The 1212-nt window shown below is 77.1% G+C and carries 2 protein-coding genes; one reads left to right on the top strand and one right to left on the bottom strand.

Features of this window, described 5'->3' with window-relative positions:
- Positions 1-383 (top strand): DUF3500 domain-containing protein (locus tag HUW36_RS33180; RefSeq protein ID WP_174531620.1); only part of this gene is annotated, 383 nt, incomplete at its 5' end.
- Here HUW36_RS33180 and HUW36_RS33175 read toward each other — a convergent pair.
- Complete coding sequence (locus HUW36_RS33175; protein ID WP_174531619.1) at positions 361-1119, bottom strand: class I SAM-dependent methyltransferase; 759 nt, start codon at positions 1117-1119, stop codon at positions 361-363. The genes HUW36_RS33180 and HUW36_RS33175 overlap by 23 nt on opposite strands.
- Positions 1120-1212 lie beyond the last annotated feature (93 nt).

Genomic DNA, 1212 nt, shown 5'->3' with positions numbered 1-1212 from the left:
CCCGGGCCACCGCGCCCGGTCGACTCGACCCGCTCGGCGTGCCCCGGGGCCGGCTCGGCCCGACCGGCCGGGCGCTGCTCGACCGGCTGGTCGCGCTCTACCTCGACCGGCTCCCCCCGGAGCTTGCCGCCCGCGAGGCGGACCGGCTGCACGGCGGCGAGCTGCACTTCGCCTGGGCCGGCGCGGTCGAGCCGGGCCGGCGGCACTACTACCGGGTGCAGGGCGACGACCTGCTGATCGAGTACGACAACACCACCGACGACGGCAACCACGCGCACACGGTGCTGCGCCGGCCGGCCGGCGACTTCGGCGCGGACGTGCTGGCCGCACACCACGCCGCCGCGCACCGGCCGGGGCCGGTCAGGGGCGACGCGCCTCGATGAGGAACCGCCGGGCGTGGGCGACGAACGGGCCCTCGACCCGGATCCGCTCGTCCAGCCGGCGCAGCGGGGCCCGGTAGCGCTCGACCGTGAAACCGGGCACCGTCCAGACCACCTTGCGCAGGAACCAGACCACCGCGCCGATGTCGTGGAAGACGGTACGCAGGGTGGCCTCGCGCAGGTCCACCACGGTCAGACCGGCGGCCCGGGCGTCGGCCGCCGCCACCTGCGGGTGGCGGTGCTCCGGTGGCGGCAGCGGCCCGAGGATCGCCTCGCTGAGTTCTCGGACCGTGCCGGGGCCGATCTGCTGGGACAGGTAGGTGCCCCCGGGGCGCAGCACCCGCGCCACCTCGTCCCACCAGGTGTGCACCGGGTGCCGGCTGACCACCAGGTCGAACGCGGCGTCACGGAACGGCAGGGGCGGCCGGTCGGCCACCCGCACCACGCACGCGCCGAGCGGGCGCAGGTTGCGCCGGGCGACCGGCACGTTCGGCGCCCATGCCTCGGTGGCGACCAGCAGCGGTGGCGGCGTCGGCGCTTCGGCCAGCACCTCACCACCGCCGGTGTCGATGTCCAGGGCGGCCCCGACGGTCGCCAACCGCTCTGCGACGCGACGGGCGTAGCCCCACGGTGGGCGCTCCTCGGTGGCCCGGCCGGCCAGCCAGGAGAAGCCCCATCCCTCGACCGGCGCGGCGTCGGCCTCGGCGACCAGCTCGTCGAACCCGCGATCGGTGACCATGGGCCGAGCCTGCCGCCGGACGGCGGCGGACGGCAACGCGATTTCTGCGCCCCGGGCTCGGGTGCGCGGCGTCACCGGCCGGCGGGGGCGAAC

The organism is Micromonospora maritima, assembly GCF_902825405.1.
GTDB lineage: Bacteria > Actinomycetota > Actinomycetes > Mycobacteriales > Micromonosporaceae > Micromonospora > Micromonospora maritima.
Note: the sequence above shows the minus strand (reverse complement) of the source record. Positions and strands in the feature narration are given on the sequence as shown.

Excerpts from the sequence above, each read along its gene's own strand:
- HUW36_RS33175 (WP_174531619.1), bottom strand. The coding sequence starts at position 1,119 with ATGGTCACCGATCGCGGGTTCGACGAGCTGGTCGCCGAGGCCGACGCC.